1 protein-coding gene is annotated in these 978 nt (G+C 35.4%); it reads left to right on the top strand.

The genetic code is table 11. From position 1 onward, the window contains the following. A partial coding sequence (locus tag ACP45E_RS17045; RefSeq protein WP_206743907.1) for a methyltransferase family protein occupies positions 1–502 on the top strand: 502 nt, incomplete at its 5' end. Positions 503–978: the final 476 nt, after the last annotated feature.

The raw sequence follows: 978 nt of genomic DNA, 5'->3' as shown, positions 1-978 counted from the left end.
TTTTGTCCGCTTAATGCGGCGTTATGCATACAAGGGTTTTATCGTGAATCTAGAACAAAAAATACCGCCTGTAATTCTTACAATTATTTTTGTAGGAATAATGTACTTAACCAATTTATATCTAAAATTTACTCTTTTTGATTTACCGTTCAAAGTCGAAGTGCTATTAATATTTTTTATTATAGGCGTCACTTTTGCATTGGCTGGTGTAATCTCTTTTAAAAAACATAAGACAACACTCGATCCTATGAATACTGAAAATGTATCTACTCTCGTAAAATCAGGTGTTTATAGATACACTAGAAATCCAATGTATGTTGGCATGTTAATGGCTCTGTTGGGATACGGATTTTTTTTAAGCAATCCTATTAACTTGTTTATTACGGTCTTATTTATTTGGTATATGAATAAATTCCAAATAAAGCCCGAAGAGGTTTTTTTAAGTTCTGTTTTCGGAAACGATTATGACGAATATAAAAAAAGTGTAAAACGGTGGCTATAAATGCATGCATAACAAGTTGCTTAAACGGAACTAAAACAGTTGGTCATCGCTGCGCGATTTTAACCAACCATTTTAGTCCGCTTAGCAAGGCGTTAGTCTGCCTTAAACCTTATTGCACATACTCAGTTTTTGAATTCTATTATCGAGTTTCGTTGTGTATTCTTACGCTCATCAATTGGTGCGTTATGAGTTTTCTAAATACGCTCGCACCGCCAAATAATGCTGTCACTAATAGTCGTCTGCGTACGTTAAATTAAAAGGCAACTACGCTCCATTAGTTCGTACTTGTTTATAATGGCGTTACTCTGTTTTCAGTTTCCAATAGTGAAACCTTGAGTGTGTCATGTTTTCAAATGTGGACGCTAGTTTCTGAACCCTACAAAGGGTAAAGTGACCGAATATCAGCAAGTTATTGCTGGCTACAACGTTGTCCACGAGGCAACTAACAAGGGCTTTAAACGGAACAAAAACAGTTG

It is taken from the genome of Vibrio genomosp. F10 str. 9ZD137 (assembly GCF_049974785.1).
Classification (GTDB): Bacteria; Pseudomonadota; Gammaproteobacteria; order Enterobacterales; family Vibrionaceae; genus Vibrio.
Note: the sequence above shows the minus strand (reverse complement) of the source record. Positions and strands in the feature narration are given on the sequence as shown.